The organism is Klebsiella sp. GG_Kp146 (genome assembly GCF_040061975.1).
In the GTDB taxonomy this organism is placed as follows: Bacteria; Pseudomonadota; Gammaproteobacteria; order Enterobacterales; family Enterobacteriaceae; genus Klebsiella; species Klebsiella quasipneumoniae.
The window spans coordinates 90,652-107,635 of record NZ_JBEAHA010000001.1; the positions used below are offsets into that span (position 1 = coordinate 90,652).

Annotated in this window: 16 protein-coding genes; 5 read left to right on the forward strand and 11 right to left on the reverse strand. The window is 53.5% G+C overall.

The genetic code is table 11. From position 1 onward, the window contains the following. Positions 1-101 precede the first annotated feature (101 nt). A complete protein-coding gene (cls, locus tag ABLU95_RS00445; protein ID WP_023290121.1) occupies positions 102-1,562 on the forward strand; it encodes a cardiolipin synthase in 1,461 nt (486 codons plus the stop codon). Between the two features lie 34 nt (positions 1,563-1,596). Beyond that, positions 1,597-1,926, forward strand: coding sequence for an HI1450 family dsDNA-mimic protein (locus tag ABLU95_RS00450; RefSeq protein ID WP_002910079.1), 330 nt, complete (start codon positions 1,597-1,599; stop codon positions 1,924-1,926). Positions 1,927-1,989: 63 nt separating this feature from the next. Here the strand turns inward: ABLU95_RS00450 and ABLU95_RS00455 are convergent, their stop codons facing one another. From ABLU95_RS00455 to ABLU95_RS00490, 8 genes are all read right to left on the reverse strand, one after another. Next, the gene (locus ABLU95_RS00455) at positions 1,990-2,817 is read right to left on the reverse strand and encodes an ion transporter (RefSeq protein ID WP_050533297.1); all 828 of its coding nucleotides are present in this window, start codon (positions 2,815-2,817) and stop codon (positions 1,990-1,992) included. Positions 2,818-2,871: 54 nt separating this feature from the next. After that, positions 2,872-3,876: a murein tripeptide/oligopeptide ABC transporter ATP-binding protein OppF gene (gene oppF / locus ABLU95_RS00460; protein WP_002910083.1), complete on the reverse strand. Its 1,005-nt coding sequence runs from the start codon at positions 3,874-3,876 to the stop codon at positions 2,872-2,874. Next, positions 3,873-4,886: an ABC transporter ATP-binding protein gene (locus tag ABLU95_RS00465; RefSeq protein WP_023290123.1), complete on the reverse strand. Its 1,014-nt coding sequence runs from the start codon at positions 4,884-4,886 to the stop codon at positions 3,873-3,875. Before ABLU95_RS00465 ends, oppF begins: the two co-directional genes overlap by 4 nt. A gap of 11 nt (positions 4,887-4,897) precedes the next feature. Next, positions 4,898-5,806 (reverse strand): oligopeptide ABC transporter permease OppC, encoded by a 909-nt coding sequence (gene oppC / locus ABLU95_RS00470; RefSeq protein ID WP_004145396.1) that lies wholly within the window; start codon positions 5,804-5,806, stop codon positions 4,898-4,900. A 14-nt stretch (positions 5,807-5,820) separates the two neighbouring features. After that, positions 5,821-6,741, reverse strand: coding sequence for an oligopeptide ABC transporter permease OppB (gene oppB / locus ABLU95_RS00475; RefSeq protein WP_002910089.1), 921 nt, complete (start codon positions 6,739-6,741; stop codon positions 5,821-5,823). A gap of 85 nt (positions 6,742-6,826) precedes the next feature. Next, entirely contained in the window at positions 6,827-8,461 is a 1,635-nt protein-coding gene (gene oppA, locus ABLU95_RS00480; protein ID WP_023290124.1) for an oligopeptide ABC transporter substrate-binding protein OppA, read from the reverse strand. A gap of 744 nt (positions 8,462-9,205) precedes the next feature. After that, on the reverse strand, positions 9,206-9,853 hold the full coding sequence (locus ABLU95_RS00485) for a YchE family NAAT transporter (protein ID WP_002910095.1): 648 nt from the start codon (positions 9,851-9,853) through the stop codon (positions 9,206-9,208). Between the two features lie 183 nt (positions 9,854-10,036). Then, entirely contained in the window at positions 10,037-10,252 is a 216-nt protein-coding gene (locus ABLU95_RS00490; RefSeq protein WP_032428896.1) for a hypothetical protein, read from the reverse strand. Positions 10,253-10,329: 77 nt separating this feature from the next. Here ABLU95_RS00490 and adhE point away from each other — a divergent pair, with 77 nt between their 5' ends. Then, on the forward strand, positions 10,330-13,005 hold the full coding sequence (gene adhE / locus ABLU95_RS00495) for a bifunctional acetaldehyde-CoA/alcohol dehydrogenase (RefSeq protein WP_023290125.1): 2,676 nt from the start codon (positions 10,330-10,332) through the stop codon (positions 13,003-13,005). A gap of 146 nt (positions 13,006-13,151) precedes the next feature. Here the strand turns inward: adhE and tdk are convergent, their stop codons facing one another. Beyond that, positions 13,152-13,769: a thymidine kinase gene (tdk, locus tag ABLU95_RS00500; RefSeq protein ID WP_032429180.1), complete on the reverse strand. Its 618-nt coding sequence runs from the start codon at positions 13,767-13,769 to the stop codon at positions 13,152-13,154. A gap of 7 nt (positions 13,770-13,776) precedes the next feature. Between tdk and ABLU95_RS00505 the strand changes: the two genes are divergently transcribed. Both ABLU95_RS00505 and hns read left to right on the forward strand, forming a co-directional pair. Then, a complete protein-coding gene (locus tag ABLU95_RS00505; protein ID WP_032428897.1) occupies positions 13,777-13,908 on the forward strand; it encodes a hypothetical protein in 132 nt (43 codons plus the stop codon). A gap of 422 nt (positions 13,909-14,330) precedes the next feature. Next, positions 14,331-14,738, forward strand: coding sequence for a histone-like nucleoid-structuring protein H-NS (hns, locus tag ABLU95_RS00510; protein WP_002910103.1), 408 nt, complete (start codon positions 14,331-14,333; stop codon positions 14,736-14,738). Positions 14,739-14,861: 123 nt separating this feature from the next. On the opposite strand, the gene galU is transcribed toward hns, so the two are convergent. Both galU and rssB read right to left on the reverse strand, forming a co-directional pair. After that, positions 14,862-15,764, reverse strand: coding sequence for a UTP--glucose-1-phosphate uridylyltransferase GalU (galU, locus tag ABLU95_RS00515; RefSeq protein WP_023290127.1), 903 nt, complete (start codon positions 15,762-15,764; stop codon positions 14,862-14,864). A 197-nt stretch (positions 15,765-15,961) separates the two neighbouring features. Further along, complete coding sequence (gene rssB / locus ABLU95_RS00520) at positions 15,962-16,975, reverse strand: two-component system response regulator RssB (RefSeq protein WP_023290128.1); 1,014 nt, start codon at positions 16,973-16,975, stop codon at positions 15,962-15,964. Positions 16,976-16,984: the final 9 nt, after the last annotated feature.

Sequence of the window (16,984 nt, forward strand, 5' to 3'; positions counted from 1 at the left end):
CTGCCGGCGACTGACCACCGCTTTCGCTGCGTTTTTATTTGCCAGAAAAATACTGATGCGTAAACTCATCACATAACGTCATTCAAAAGGATTTTACATCTATGACAACCTTTTACACGGTGGTGAACTGGCTGGTCATTCTGGGGTACTGGCTGTTGATCGCCGGTGTAACATTACGAATTCTAATGAAACGCCGCGCTGTGCCGTCCGCCATGGCATGGTTATTGATCATTTATATCCTGCCGCTGGTGGGGATCATCGCCTATCTCTCCTTTGGCGAGCTGCATCTTGGCAAGCGGCGGGCAGAACGCGCGAGGGCGATGTGGCCTTCCACGGCCAAATGGTTAAACGACCTCAAAGCCTGCAAACATATCTTTGCCGAAGATAACAGCCCGGTGGCCGAGTCCCTGTTCAAGCTTTGCGAACGGCGCCAGGGCATTGGCGGCGTAAAAGGCAACCAGCTGCAGCTGCTGACGGAATCTGACGACGTCATGCAGGCCCTGATCCGCGATATTCAACTGGCTCGCCATAACATAGAGATGGTCTTCTATATCTGGCAGCCAGGCGGTATGGCCGACAGCGTCGCCGAATCGCTAATGGCCGCCGCCCGTCGCGGGGTTCACTGCCGGTTAATGCTCGACTCCGCGGGCAGTGTGGCCTTTTTCCGTAGCCCATGGGCGGCGATGATGCGTAACGCCGGCATTGAAGTGGTCGAGGCTCTCAAGGTCAATCTGATGCGTGTGTTTCTGCGCCGGATGGACCTGCGCCAACATCGTAAAATGGTGATGATCGATAACTATATCGCCTACACCGGCAGCATGAATCTGGTCGATCCCCGCTACTTTAAGCAGGACTCGGGGGTCGGGCAGTGGATTGACCTGATGGCGCGCATGGAAGGCCCGGTGGCGACCTCGATGGGCATCGTCTACTCCTGTGACTGGGAGATCGAGACCGGAAAGCGTATTCTGCCACCGCCGCCGGACGTTAATATCATGCCGTTTGAAGAGGCCAGTGGGCATACCATCCACACGATCGCCTCCGGTCCGGGCTTTCCGGAAGATCTGATCCATCAGGCGCTGCTCACCGCCGCCTACGCGGCGAAAGAGCATTTGATCATGACCACGCCCTACTTCGTACCCAGCGACGACCTGCTGCACGCTATCTGTACCGCCGCCCAGCGCGGCGTGGACGTGAGTATTATTTTACCGCGCAAGAACGATTCGCTGCTGGTGGGCTGGGCCAGCCGGGCCTTTTTCACCGAGCTGCTGGCGGCAGGGGTGAAGATTTACCAGTTTGAAGGCGGCCTGTTGCATACCAAAAGCGTGCTGGTCGATGGCGAACTGAGCCTGGTGGGAACCGTGAATCTGGATATGCGCAGCCTGTGGCTCAATTTTGAAATCACGCTGGTCATCGATGACGCCGGCTTCGGCAGCGATCTGGCGGCGGTTCAGGATGACTATATCTCGCGCTCGCGCCTGCTGGACGCCCGTCTCTGGTTAAAACGTCCGCTGTGGCAGCGGATCGCCGAGCGACTGTTTTACTTCTTCAGCCCGTTGCTGTAAAACGTGCCCATCAGATACCGAATGAGTAGCAATCATGGATATGGATTTAAACAACCGCCTGACCGAAGACGAAACGCTTGAGCAGGCATACGACATCTTCCTCGAACTGGCGGCCGATAACCTCGACCCGGCGGACATCATTCTGTTTAACCTGCAGTTTGAGGAGCGCGGCGGCGCCGAGCTGTTCGACCCATCCGCAGACTGGGAAGAGCATGTGGATTACGATCTGAACCCGGATTTCTTCGCCGAAGTGGTGATTGGCCTGGCGGATACCGACGGCGGGGAAATCAATGATATCTTCGCCCGCGTGCTGCTGTGCCGCGAGAAAGATCACAAGCTGTGTCATATTCTGTGGCGTGAATAACGCTGACCCGCCAGTGAAAAGCCTGCCGCGTTCCTCCCGGCAGGCTTTTTTTATGCCGAGGGTTTACTTCGGTAAGACATGACCGCAGGCGTGGCAAAACCGGGCGTTATCGTCATGGTCGCCCTGCTGGCACTGCGGGCATACCCGCTGCTGGCGCCGCCGGTTCAGGGCGCTGGTCATATGGGTGGTGATAAGCCCGGTCGGAATGGCAATAATGGAGTAGCCGATCAGGATGAGAATGGAGGCCAGGATGCGACCCAGCGGCGTGTGCGGCGTAATATCCCCGTAGCCGACGGTGGTGATGGTCACAATGGCCCAATAGACCGAAGCGTTGAGCGTGGTAAAACCATACTCTGGCCCTTCTATCAGGTACATTAACGAGCCGAAAATCACCATCACAATGGCGATAAACGAATAGAACAGGATCAGCTGATGGCGCGCGCTGACAATCGCCCGCCAGAACACATTGAGCGAAGGCATAAAGCGCAACAGTTTGAGAATACGCAACGCGCGGATCGCCCGCATTGCCCGCCAGGCAAAGACATAATTGAGGCTAATTTCCGGCCACAGCCACATCACATATAGCGGCAGGATGGTCGCTAAGTCAATAAACCCCCAGAAGCTGAAAATGTAGTGGAGCGGATTGGGCCATGTCGCAATACGCAGCAGATACTCCAGGGTAAAGACCGCGGTCACCATCAACTCCAGCCAGACGAATACATGCCATTCATCTAATGTCAGATGATATTGCGTGCCCAGCCCCGATTCGACAAATATCACCACCACGCTGAGCAAGGCGAAAAGTCCGCACAGCCCTTCGAAGCGGCGGCCGGAACGTCGGTTTTGATCGAAAAGCAAATGATAAAGCCGCAGGCGAGCGGCAGAAAGCATACCCACTTCGTTAACCTCGCAAAAAAAAGGGCTGACCTGCGTCAGCCCCTGAGATTATAACGGGTCTACCTTAAGGCAGGAAACCGCATGGCGGAAACTGCCCTCCAGCACCGGGCGGGTTTTGGCGCACTCCGGTCCGGCGAGCGGACAGCGGGTGCGGAAGACACAGCCCGACGGCGGATTAATCGGCGAGGGTAATTCGCCCTCCAGCAGCTGGATGGTTTTCGTTTTTTCGAGGTCCGGATCGGGGATCGGCACCGCCGACATCAGCGCTTTGGTATAGGGGTGTAGCGGATTATGGTACACCTCATCGTAGGTTCCCAGCTCCACCGCATGGCCCAGATACATCACCAGTACGCGATCGGAGATGTGCTTAACCACCGCCAGATCGTGGGCGATAAATATCAGCGACAGTCCCATTTCACGCTGCAGCTGCTGCAGCAAGTTGACCACCTGAGCCTGGATGGACACGTCAAGCGCGGACACCGGCTCATCGCAGATAATCAGCTTCGGCTCGAGGATCAGCGCTCGCGCAATGCCGATGCGCTGACACTGACCGCCAGAGAACTCGTGCGGATAGCGGTTGATCAGGTTAGGCAGCAGCCCGACTTTCATCATCATCGCCTTCACGCGATCGCGCACTTCCTGACGCGGCATCTTCGGATGATAGGTACGCAACGGCTCAGCGATGATTTCTCCGATGGTCATACGCGGGTTCAGCGAGGCCAGCGGATCCTGGAAGATCATCTGGATATCGCTGCGCACGTCGCGCCACTCTTCCTGCTTCATGCCCAGCAGATCTTTACCCAGCCAGGCCACTTTGCCATCGGTAGCCTTCACCAGACCAATGATGGCACGGGCGAAAGTCGATTTACCGCAGCCGGACTCCCCCACTACGCCGAGGGTCTCACCTTCATAGAGACGCAGCGTCACGCCATCTACGGCTTTCAGCGTTTTCGACGGCTGCCAGAACCACTGTTTGCCATCTTTAATATCGAAATGCACCTTCAGGTCGGCAATTTCGAGCAGGACTTTTCGTTGTTCAGTTACGGCGTTCATAGCAGCTCCCCCACCGGTTTAAAGCAGGCGCGCAGGCGGCCTGGCGCGAACGACTCCAGCGGCGGCGCGCTGCTGCACTGTTCCATTGCGTGCGGACAGCGCGGCTGGAATGGGCAGCCCTTCGGCAAACGCAGCAGGTTTGGCGGGTTGCCCGGAATGGTCAACAACGCATCGCCTTCGGCATCCAGACGAGGAACCGCATTCAACAGCCCAATAGAGTAAGGGTGAGACGGCTGATAGAAGACATCGCGCGCCTGACCATACTCCATGGTGCGGCCCGCGTACATCACCAGCACTTTATCGCAGATCCCCGCCACCACTCCGAGGTCATGGGTGATCATAATGATGGCCGTATTAAATTCGCGTTTCAGCTCATTCAGTAACGTCATGATCTGCGCCTGCACGGTGACGTCCAGGGCGGTGGTCGGCTCATCGGCAATCAGCAACCGGGGCCGGCAGAGCAGCGCCATGGCAATCATCACGCGCTGGCGCATCCCGCCGGAGAATTCATGTGGGAACATCTTCATGCGCTTGCGCGCTTCCGGCATTTTTACCGCGTCGAGCATCTTCACCGATTCTTCAAACGCTTCGGCTTTGCTCAGCCCTTTATGCAGCATCAGGACTTCCATTAACTGCTCGCCCACCCGCATATACGGGTTCAGAGAGGTCATCGGATCCTGGAAAATCATCGAGATTTGCTCGGCGCGCAGTTTATTCAGCTCACGCTCAGGCAAATTGAGGATTTGCCGACCGTTAAAGGTGGCGGAACCCCCGATTCGGCCGTTGGCCGCCAGCAGTCCCATCAGGGCGAAGGCGGTCTGCGATTTACCGGAGCCGGACTCCCCGACAATACCGAGCGTCTCCCCCGCCTGCAGGGTGAAGTTCAGATCATTGACGGCGGTGACATCGCCATCCGGCGTTTTAAAGGTGACGCGAAGATCTTTCACGTCCAGCAGCAGGCCGCTGTGGCTCTGCGCTTGCGGCGCTTTTGCCGTTTCAATCATGGTCATGGCAGCGCTCCTTAGCGGTCTTTCGGGTCGAGGGCATCACGCAGACCATCGCCGATAAAGTTGAAACAGAACAGGGTCACCACCAGGAAACCCGCCGGGAACAGCAGCAGCCAGGGCGAGACTTCCATTGAGTTGGCGCCATCGCTGAGCAATGCCCCCCAGCTGCTGAGCGGCTCCTGCGTCCCCAACCCCAGGAAGCTGAGGAAGGATTCAAAGAGGATCATGCTGGGGACCAGCAGCGAGGCGTACACCACCACCACGCCCAGCACATTAGGAACGATATGGCGCAGCACGATGCTCGCTGTGGAGACCCCGCCGACCTGCGCCGCTTCAATAAACTCTTTGCGCTTCAGGCTCAAGGTCTGTCCGCGTACGATACGCGCCATATCCAGCCAGGAGACCATGCCGATAGCGACAAAAATCAACAGGATATTCTGGCCAAAAAAGGTCACCAGCAGGATAACGAAGAACATAAACGGGAAGGAGTTGAGGATCTCCAGCAGACGCATCATCACCGAATCCACTTTGCCGCCGAGATAACCGGAAAGCGAACCGTACAGCGTGCCGAGGATCACCGCCACCAGCGCCGCCGCCACCCCGACCATCAGCGAAATACGCCCGCCGATCGCCACGCGCACCAGCAGATCGCGACCGGAGGAGTCGGTCCCGAAGTAGTGGCCAGAGGCCATGTCCGGGGCGTTAGACATCATGCCCCAGTCGGTGTCGAAATAGGAGAATGACGACACCATCGGCGCGAAGGTCACGAACAGCGCAATAAGCACCAGCATAATCAGGCTGGTGACCGCGGCGCGGTTGTGCATAAAGCGGCGACGCGCATCCTGCCAGAGGCTACGCCCCTCCACTTCCAGCTTCTCACTGAAGTTTTCCAGCGCCTCGCTATTTTTCTTACTTAACATCATGGCGAACTCCGGCTTCAGTAGCGAATCTTCGGATCGATAACGGCGTACAGCACGTCAACGATGGCGTTGAACAGGATAGTCAGGGCGCCAACCAGGATCGTCAGGCTGAGCACCAGCGAGTAGTCGCGGTTAAGCGCCCCGTTAACGAACAGCTGGCCAATCCCCGGCAGGCCGTAAATGGTTTCAATGACCATTGAGCCCGTGATGATGCCCACGAAAGCCGGCCCCATATAGGAGAGCACCGGCAGCAGCGCCGGCTTCAGCGCATGACGCAAAATAATGCGGCGCATCGGCAGCCCCTTCGCCCGCGCGGTGCGGATAAAGTTAGAGTGCAGCACTTCAATCATTGAGCCGCGGGTAATACGCGCGATACTGGCGATATAGGCCAGGGAAAGCGCCACCATCGGCAGGATCATAAATTTCAGCGCCCCGCCGTTCCAGCCTCCGCCCGGCAACCAGTGCAGGGTAATGGCAAAGATCATCACCAACAGAGGCGCCACCACAAAGCTCGGAATAACCACGCCGGTCATGGCTACCCCCATCACCGCATAGTCCCAGCGGGTATTCTGCTTCAAAGCGGCAATAACGCCCGCAGCGACACCGATCACAACCGCCAGCAAAAAGGCGGCGAAGCCCAGTTTCGCTGAAACCGGGAAGCTGGCCGCCACCAGATCGTTGACCGAATAATCTTTGTATTTAAAGGAGGGACCAAAATCGCCATGCGCCAGCTGCTTCAGGTAATTGAAGTACTGCGTCATGATGGGGTCGTTTAAATGGTATTTTGCTTCAATATTCGCCATGACTTCCGGCGGTAGCGTGCGTTCCCCGGTAAAAGGACTTCCCGGAGCCAAACGCATCATGAAGAATGAGATGGTGATAAGAATAAATAGCGTCGGAATCGCTTCCAGACAGCGACGTAAGATAAATTTTAACATTGCCCGTACCTTCTGGCGTGTGCCTTTGCACTGCTCTCAAATAAGACACGATGGAGCGAGCACAGGCCCGCTCCACGTATTGCCATTAATGTTTGATAACGTAAAGGTCTTTTGTATAGACGTTATCCATCGGGTCTTTACCGGTGTAGCCACCGACCCACGGTTTTACCAGGCGGGCGTTAACATAGTAATAGACCGGTACGATCGCGCTGTCTTTATCCAGCTGCTGCTCTGCTTTCGCATAGGCCGCCGTGCGCTGTGCTTCATCGGATGCTTTTACGGATTCAGCCATAATTTTGTCGAACGCCGGGCTCTTATAGTGCGCAGTGTTCATTGAGCTGTCAGAAAGCATGGTGTTCAGGAAAGAGGTTGGCTCGTTATAGTCAGCGCACCAGCCCGCACGCGCCACGTCATAGGTGCCCTGATGACGGGTATCGAGGAACGTCTTCCACTCCTGGTTGACCAGCTTCACGTCAATGCCCAGGTTTTTACGCCACAGCGAGGCGGCGGCAATAGCCAGCTTCTTGTGCAAATCAGAGGTGTTATACAGCAGGTTGAAGGTCAACGGTTTATCGGCGCTATAGCCGGCTTCGGCCAGCAGTTTTTTCGCTTCTTCATTCCGTTTTTCCTGCGACCAGGTAAACCATTCCGGCTCGGTCAGCTTCGCGCCATCGGTATACGGCGGGGTGTAGCCGTAGGCCGGCAGATCGCCCTGTCCTTTCACCTTATTGGCAATGATATCGCGATCCAGACCCAGCTTCAGCGCGGTACGCACGCGCACGTCGGTGAACGGCGCTTTCTGGTTGTTAATTTCGTAGTAATAAGTACACAGATACGGGTCAACGTGCAGCTCGTTCGGGATCTCTTTTTTCAGTTTCTGGAAGAGCTCGATCGGCAGCTGGTTATAGGTCATATCCAGTTCACCGCTGCGATAACGGTTAACATAGGTCACTTCAGAAGAGGTCGGCAGCCAGGTGACGGTGTTGATAACGGTTTTGGCATTATCCCAGTAATGCGGGTTGCGCTCCATCACGATACGTTCGTTGACCACCCAGTCTTTCAGGGTGTAGGCGCCGTTGGTGACGATATTGCCAGGCTGCGTCCACTTCTCGCCAAACTTTTCAATCGCTGGTTTATAGACAGGAGACATCGCCGGGTTAACCAGCAGTTTGTAAAAATAGGGTACCGGCTCGCTGAGGGTGACTTCCAGCGTATGGTCGTCAATGGCTTTTACGCCCAGCTCGCCTGGGGCTTTCTTGCCGTCAATGATTTCATCAACGTTGAGGATATGACCATACTGCGGGTAGCTGGCATAAGGAGACGCTGTTTTCGGGTCTACCAGACGCTGCCAGCTATAAACGAAATCCTGGGCGGTAACCGGCTCGCCGTTAGACCATTTCGCATCTTTACGCAGATGGAAGGTCCAGACTTTGAAATCTTTATTATCCCAGCTCTCTGCCACACCAGGGATCGGGTGGCCATCTTTCGGCGAGGTATTCAGCAAGCCTTCGAACAGGTCGCGGCTAATATTCGCCTCGGGCACCCCTTCAATTTTATTCGGGTCCAGCGATTGCGGCTCGGCGCCGCTATTTCGCACCAGCGTTTGCTTATCCGAAAGCTGCACACCGGCCGGGACATCCGCTGCCATAGCCATATTGCCAGCCATGAGCGCGGATAGCACTCCTGCGGCGATCAAACGTTTTTTAGTGATGATGGTCATTGTGTTGTAACTCCAGTCATTATAATTACTGGTTTTTTAACCAGCCTGTTTTTTTTCCCGTTTTCGGGATCTGTCCAACGCAGGAGTGTTTGCGATTGGCAGATTGCTATCACCGACTTATTTATTACGACCGCTCGAACGGCAGTCTTAACGTCGATTCGTTCCCCCTCGCTGGAGGGCAGTTCAGGCGCAATGAGACGATTAAAAATGATTCTCATTTACACGCATAATTCAGCAGACGATAACGGCGGAAAGTACCAAAAGGTAAACACCTCCGCCAATGCAATTTGCAAATATGTTACCGGATTCTCTTTTATTGCCGGCTTTGCCAGCGTCACTAGCGGTTGCCACAATATGCCGACAGAAAAATGTTTTTATCAATCATATAGTTACTAAATTTCCATCAGTCATCATACTGCGCAGCGACCGCGAGATGATTTTTTGTACAAAAATTTAACAATAGATTACTTTTTAGCACATTCATCTGCAGCCTTGTTAAAATTACTAATATCATTTCGATGATCCGACAGCAAGCGCCAGAGAATGATGTGAAGAAAATAACATCACAGGAGGGAGAGACGTGAGGGGAATGTTAAGAGAAATATTTCATATCTTAATGAAAAACATGAAATTAATAGCGATATCGCAAAATCGTATTCCTACCGCCGGTTCCACGCTGGTTAATAGGTTTTGCTAATAATCGCGCAGGCGTGAAGGGAGCCTCCCCGCCTGCGTGGCAACGAACTAACTCAGCAGCCCCGGGAAGAGCGCTTTAATCCCCGTCACAATAAACTCAATGCCGAGAGCCATCAGCAGCAGGCCCATAATACGGGTGATAACGTTAATCCCTGTCTGCCCCAGCAGACGCACCAGCCATGGCGCCATGCGGAAAATTCCCCAGCAGCAGAGGGCAAAGACCGCAATCGCCAGTGAAAAACCGACGAGATGCACCCAGGAGTGATACCGCGTACCCCACACGATAGTGGAACTGATTGCCCCCGGTCCGGCCATTAACGGTAGCGCGAGAGGAACGACGCCGATGCTCTCCCTAACCGCCGTCTCCGACTTCTCCTGCTTGTTCTGCTTATCTTCGCCGAGCTTACCGCTGATCATCGACATCGCAATGGTCACCACCAGGATGCCGCCGGCGATACGGAAGGAATCAATGGAGATACCAAAGATCTGCAGAATGCCATCGCCGAGAAACAGTGACGTCAGGAGGATGATCGCCACCGACAGGTTGGCGGTCAGGTTGGTCTTATTGCGCACTGCTGCCGGCTGGTAGCTGGTCATACTAATGAACACCGGAATAATGCCCACCGGGTTAACCAGGGCAAATAAGCCGATGAAAAACTTGAAATATGCAGAAAAATCGAACAGTGATTGAGTCACAATGGGCTCCGCAGCATCATCAAAATTGGCGGTTGACTGTTAACAGCATAAAATAACTGCGCGAAACATACGCTTTTTGCATGCAATATTCATTATAAATATGCATAACCCGGTGATATGTATCGAATGTTAGCTATTTGTAGTTTTAATGCTAATCGTTTTTTTAATTTCAAAACCCTCCCATTACACTTGATCGAACCGGTCAAAAAGCAGCCAGCTGAAAGGTATCAGCAGTGCCAATACTTGATCTAAATCACGTAATTTGTACTCAGAAGTGAGTAATCTTGATGACACCAACAGAGTGGAAGGCAGCAGTACCTGAAAGTTAAAAAGAGAAAGCTTTTTTAGTAAATCGGTAAAACAGCGTCCTGATTTTCCTACATAAACATTTACATGCAAGCTGTTTACAGCCTGTCTATAATGTCGAATCGAGCGACTGATTTACTAAAAAAGTTTAACATTATCAGGAGAGCATTATGGCTGTTACTAATATCGCTGAACTGAACGCGCTTGTTGAGCGTGTCAAGAAAGCCCAGCGTGAATATGCCAGTTTCACTCAAGAACAAGTCGACAAAATCTTCCGCGCCGCCGCGCTGGCCGCTGCAGATGCTCGAATCCCTCTCGCCAAAATGGCCGTTGCCGAATCCGGCATGGGCATCGTTGAAGACAAAGTGATCAAAAACCACTTCGCTTCCGAATACATTTACAACGCTTATAAAGACGAAAAAACCTGTGGCGTCCTGTCAGAAGACGACACCTTTGGTACCATCACTATCGCTGAACCTATCGGCATCATCTGCGGTATCGTACCGACCACTAACCCGACTTCAACAGCCATCTTCAAATCGCTCATCAGCCTGAAGACGCGTAACGCCATCATTTTCTCTCCGCACCCGCGTGCTAAAGAAGCCACCAACAAAGCGGCTGACATCGTCCTGCAGGCTGCCATCGCTGCCGGCGCGCCGAAAGACCTGATTGGCTGGATCGATCAGCCGTCTGTTGAGCTGTCTAACGCCCTGATGCACCACCCGGACATCAACCTGATCCTTGCGACCGGTGGTCCAGGCATGGTGAAAGCAGCATACAGCTCCGGTAAACCTGCTATCGGCGTAGGTGCCGGTAACACCCCGGTGGTGATTGATGAAACGGCTGACATCAAACGCGCCGTTGCTTCCGTTCTGATGTCTAAAACCTTCGATAACGGCGTTATCTGTGCTTCTGAGCAGTCCGTTGTGGTGGTTGATTCCGTTTATGACGCGGTTCGCGAACGTTTCGCCAGCCACGGCGGCTACCTGCTGCAGGGTAAAGAGCTGAAAGCCGTTCAGGACATTATCCTGAAAAATGGCGCGCTGAACGCCGCTATCGTTGGTCAGCCTGCGGCGAAAATCGCTGAACTGGCAGGCTTCACCGTACCGGCCACGACTAAAATTCTGATTGGCGAAGTCACCGACGTTGACGAAAGCGAGCCGTTTGCTCACGAAAAACTGTCTCCGACGCTGGCGATGTACCGTGCGAAAGATTTCGAAGACGCCGTGACCAAAGCTGAAAAACTGGTCGCCATGGGCGGTATCGGTCATACCTCTTGCCTGTACACCGACCAAGATAACCAGCCGGCTCGCGTGGCTTACTTCGGCCAGATGATGAAAACGGCGCGTATCCTGATCAACACCCCGGCTTCTCAGGGTGGTATCGGTGACCTGTACAACTTCAAACTCGCTCCTTCCCTGACTCTGGGTTGTGGTTCCTGGGGTGGTAACTCCATCTCTGAAAACGTTGGTCCGAAACACCTGATCAACAAGAAAACCGTTGCTAAGCGAGCTGAAAACATGTTGTGGCACAAACTTCCGAAATCTATCTACTTCCGTCGTGGCTCCCTGCCTATCGCACTGGATGAAGTGATTACTGATGGTCACAAACGCGCGCTGATCGTGACTGACCGCTTCCTGTTCAACAACGGCTATGCCGATCAGATCACCTCCGTACTGAAAGCAGCGGGTGTTGAAACTGAAGTCTTCTTCGAAGTTGAAGCTGACCCGACGCTGACCATCGTACGTAAAGGCGCCGACCTGGCGAACTCCTTTAAACCAGACGTGATCATCGCGCTGGGCGGCGGTTCCCCGATGGATGCGGCAAAAATCATGTGGGTCATGTACGAACATCCGGAAACCCACTTCGAAGAACTGGCGCTGCGCTTTATGGACATCCGTAAACGTATCTACAAGTTCCCGAAAATGGGCGTTAAAGCCAAGATGGTGGCGATCACTACCACCTCCGGTACCGGTTCTGAAGTTACGCCGTTCGCCGTTGTGACCGATGATGCGACAGGTCAGAAATATCCGCTGGCGGACTACGCGCTGACCCCGGATATGGCCATCGTCGATGCCAACCTGGTGATGGATATGCCGAAATCGCTGTGTGCGTTCGGTGGTCTGGATGCCGTGACCCACGCCCTGGAAGCTTACGTTTCCGTGCTGGCTTCTGAGTTCTCTGACGGCCAGGCTCTGCAGGCGCTGAAACTGCTGAAAGAGTACCTGCCGGCTTCCTACCACGAAGGTTCCAAGAACCCGGTTGCCCGCGAGCGCGTACACAGTGCCGCCACCATCGCCGGTATCGCGTTTGCTAACGCCTTCCTCGGCGTGTGTCACTCCATGGCGCACAAACTGGGTTCCCAGTTCCATATTCCGCACGGTCTGGCCAACGCCCTGCTGATCTGCAACGTTATCCGCTACAACGCGAATGACAACCCGACCAAGCAGACCGCGTTCAGCCAGTACGACCGTCCGCAGGCTCGTCGTCGCTACGCTGAAATCGCCGATCACCTGGGTCTCTCCGCACCGGGCGACCGTACCGCAGCGAAAATCGAGAAGCTGCTGGCATGGCTGGAAAGCGTGAAAGCTGAGCTGGGTATTCCGAAATCTATCCGCGAAGCTGGCGTTCAGGAAGCTGACTTCCTGGCCCACGTTGATAAGCTGTCTGAAGATGCATTCGATGACCAGTGCACCGGCGCTAACCCGCGCTACCCGCTGATCTCCGAGCTGAAACAGATCCTGCTGGATACCTACTACGGTCGCGAGTTCGTCGAAGGCGAAGCAGCCGCGAAAGCCGAAGCAGCTCCGGTGAAAGCTGAGAAAAAAGCGAAAAAATCCGCTTAATCGACAAGCATAAACGTTCTGCAAGCCCCGTCATCTGACGGGGCTTTTTTTTGCCCGCCGACAGCCAAGCTTTAACGCCTGCTGGCCCAACAGTGCGCAGGCAATAAAAAGGCGCCCACAGGCGCCTGGACGAGCTTCTGCGCGTATTAGCTGGGGCGGTGCTGGTTTTGTACCTGAGTTAACGAGCCGACGCTCAGCGCCTCTTTATAATGCTTACGACAAACTGACACGTACCGCTCATTGCCGCCGATGACGACCTGCTCGCCCTCGTTGTAAGGACGCCCCTCCTGATCGAGGCGCAGCACCATACTGGCCTTCCGGCCGCAGAAACAGATGGTTTTCAGCTCCACCAGCTTATCTGACCAGGCCAGTAAATACTGGCTGCCGGTAAAGAGCTCACCGCGAAAGTCTGTCCGCAAACCATAGCAAAGCACAGGAATATCCAGCGTATCGACAACTTCAGACAGCTCGTGAACCTGCTCGCGTGTCAGAAACTGGCTTTCATCCACCAGCACGCAGTGAATCGGCTTTAGCTTGTGCTCTGCGGCAATATCGTTAAATAGCGACGTCTGTGGGTTATACAATCGGGCCGGCGAGGAGAGACCGATACGCGAGCTGACTTTTCCGGCGCCAAAGCGGTCATCAATCTCAGCGGTATAAACGACGGTACGCATCCCCCGCTCCTGATAATTGTACGAAGATTGCAACAGAGCGGTCGACTTACCTGCATTCATTGCAGAGTAGTAGAAATAAAGTTGTGCCATCGGCTGCGTGACCCCAATCAAAGTGTTTTATCGCGGCGGCGATTGTACCATATTTTATGCGTACAGCCGCCCATTCGGCAGGGGTATTGTATCGCAGCTGAAGAGCCTGCAAAGCCAAAGGATTAAGAGGATGAATTGAATTTTCAGGGCCATTATTTGTACGCCCCGCTACGCTACTGGCGGGGTAACCATTGTCTTTTCGTGCTTATAGGGCGGTTACCTATGGGGCTATAAGCGGCGCCGCGCGTTGTTTTATATTAAGCCTCATAACCAAAAATGCGCTAATACTGACAAGGGTTATTTACCCATGTAAAGGATAATTTTTCTCACCGAACCTCAGAAAAAGCATACCGTCTCAGTGTTTTAGCTTACCTTCTGCTCATCGCTATAAGGATGAAAGATGTGAAGCGGCACGGGAATTTTAACTTAAATTAATTAATTCTCGCGACAAATAACCAGTAATTTTGAATTCCTTACATTCCCCCCTATTGCACAACGCATTTTATCGCTCTATTATTAGTTCAACAAACCACCCCACAATATAAGTTTGAGATTACTACAATGAGCGAAGCACTTAAAATTTTGAACAACATCCGTACTCTTCGTGCGCAGGCAAGAGAATGCACCCTGGAAACGCTCGAAGAAATGCTGGAAAAATTAGAAGTCGTTGTTAACGAGCGCCGTGAAGAAGAAAACGCCGCCGCGGCAGAAATTGAAGAACGTACGCGTAAGCTGCAGCAATATCGTGAAATGCTGATCGCTGACGGTATTGATCCGAATGAACTGCTGAGCACCATGGCAGCCGTTAAAGCCGGTACCAAAACCAAGCGTGCTGCACGTCCGGCTAAATACAGCTATGTCGACGAAAACGGCGAAACCAAAACCTGGACCGGCCAGGGCCGTACCCCGGCGGTGATCAAAAAAGCAATGGATGAGCAAGGTAAATCACTGGACGATTTCCTGATCTAATCTCCGTTGTTACGATATAAAAAATCCCGCTGCGGCGGGATTTTTTTTGCCCCCAGGGGCCGATATAAAAAACCGGGAGCGCATCTGCGACTCCCGGTTTTGTGCTTTCAGCAGCGCTGCGGATTACTTAGCAACCGCGGTTTCCAGCCAGGCTTTAAAATCGTCACCCAGCGTTTTGTGGCGAATACCATATTCGACGAACGCCTGCATGTAGCCAAGCTTATTACCGCAGTCATGGCTCTTGCCTTTCATATGATAAGCTTCGACCGTCTCTTTTTCGATCAGCATATCAATCGCGTCAGTCAGCTGAATTTCATCACCGGCACCCGGAGGAGTCTTCGCCAGCAGCGGCCAGATATCGGCGCTGAGGACATAGCGCCCCACCACCGCCAGGTTGGACGGGGCGACGTCAGCTTTTGGCTTCTCGACCACGCCTACCATCGGCACGCTTTCTCCCGGCTTGAGAGATTCACCTTTGCAGTCAACGACACCGTAAGCGGTCACGTCGTCGACAGGCTCAACCATAATCTGGCTGGCGCCGGTCTCATCGAAACGAGAGATCATCTCTGCGAGGTTATCGCGGCTCAGATCGGATTCATATTCATCCAGAATAACGTCTGGCAGAATAACTGCGACCGGCTCATCACCCACCACCGGATGGGCGCAAAGCACCGCGTGTCCCAGACCTTTTGCCAGGCCCTGACGAACTTGCATAATGGTTACGTGCGGCGGACAAATAGACTGTACTTCTTCCAGCAGCTGGCGTTTCACACGTTTTTCCAGCATCGCTTCCAGCTCAAAACTGGTATCGAAATGGTTTTCGATAGAGTTTTTGGACGAGTGCGTTACCAGAACAATTTCAGTAATTCCTGCAGCGATACATTCATTAACAACGTACTGAATTAACGGCTTATCTACCAGCGGCAGCATTTCTTTTGGAATCGCTTTGGTGGCCGGCAGCATCCTGGTGCCTAATCCCGCAACCGGGATAACCGCTTTTCTGACTTTAGAATTAAGGGCAGCCATTGAAATCTCCTGGACTGTTTGTTTTTTAAACTTCTCGTTACAAATAACGTGTCGAGTATATCAGTCAACCGCGTATTCACTGGTCTGAAAAGCTTCCGATAGCCTCGAATTAGGACTTTTACGCATAAAACTGCTCGATGTTACCACCGCTAAAGGACAACGGGTAATCCCGTCTGCTTAGATATAAACGCAATTGCTCACTCCGCAGACAACATTAAGCGTAAACGGCCTCCCGCCCCCCAAATTTGGCACTGCCATGAGGTACAGCGTTGACTAATTTGATTAAGGTAAGCATCACCCAAGGTGCCCAAAGGAACGCCATTGCTAATCTGAATTTGATGCTCACCGGTATTCAGCGTGCCATTAAGTCCCGCCGACACCAGAATTAAATTTTTCAGTCCGCTGTGGTAATACCCCACTAACAAAGGAAACTGGCCGGGAAGGTTTGCCTGACGCAGGAGCTGATTCACCTGTTTTAGCAGACTCCCCATTTCTGGTAGCCGTTGTCCCTGATGCGCCAGCTGCTCCTGTAGCAAGCCATTGAACAACGCGCGCAATAATAAAGCGGCCAGGACGCCATTATCTCCTGCCCGTGTGACATCCAGACAATAGAAGGCCAAATCATTGTCCGAGAGCGGGGCGATATCGAGTACCAGACCGGGTTTATCCGCCGACACCAGCTGCCGATAATGAATGCGGCAGTGCGACATTTCCTGTTGCACCGGCGGCTGTAATTCCTGCAGTAATCGTGAAGCCGCAATGGGATTACTGACCAGCGCGTCCCAGTCCTCAAATAATCGCTCTTCCTCTTCCACCCGTGAACTGAACATCGCAGGATAGAGGCAGGCATAAACGGTTTCGCGCAGGCGATCGAAATCTTTTACTGGCTTTAACAACACGTCCTGAACGCCAAGCCGCAACGCTTTGGCTATATCGGCCATGTTTTCGGTAGCGGAAATCATCAGGATCGGTAGCTGCTCGCCGCGATTACGCAACGTCTCCACCAGCTCCAGACCGTTCATTCTCGGCATCGAAATGTCGCAAATCATCAGGTCCGGATGCACCTCCGTCATTTTATGCAGGGCATCCTTGCCATCTTCCGCCTGGAAGGTTGTTGCTCCCAGCGAGGTCAGCCATCCATGCAAGAGTGAGCGGAAAACGGGTTCGTCTTCAACTATCAGAATCTGTTTTCCCGCCAATGGCTGCGTCATGATATCTCC